General features: G+C 54.9%; 1 protein-coding gene. It reads left to right on the top strand.

What is annotated here, in order from left to right:
• Window positions 1-65: 65 nt before the first annotated feature.
• Window positions 66-277 (top strand): SGNH/GDSL hydrolase family protein (locus tag ACQP6G_RS20825; RefSeq protein WP_429767226.1); only part of this gene is annotated, 212 nt, incomplete at its 3' end.

Below are 277 nucleotides of genomic sequence, written 5' to 3'. Positions count from 1 at the left end.
ATCCTTATCCCGCGTGGTCGAGCTATGAGGCAACTTATGACGGGAACAAGCCCAACGCAGAGGGCTTGAAGCTGATCGACTACGTCAACGCCGTGAAGCTGATCGGTAAGATGTACGGTCTACCCGTGTGCGATCTGTATTCTAACAGCGGGATCACTGAGCTGACGTTGAGTACCTATACGATCGACGGCTTTCATCCGAACGCCGACGGCTACAAGCGGATAGGCGAGGTTCTCGCTGAAACCTTGACAACCGGCGGGAACAATGACGCGGCTGA

It is taken from the genome of Isoptericola nanjingensis (assembly GCF_050311635.1).
Classification (GTDB): domain Bacteria; phylum Actinomycetota; class Actinomycetes; order Actinomycetales; family Cellulomonadaceae; genus Isoptericola; species Isoptericola nanjingensis.
Note: the sequence above shows the minus strand (reverse complement) of the source record. Positions and strands in the feature narration are given on the sequence as shown.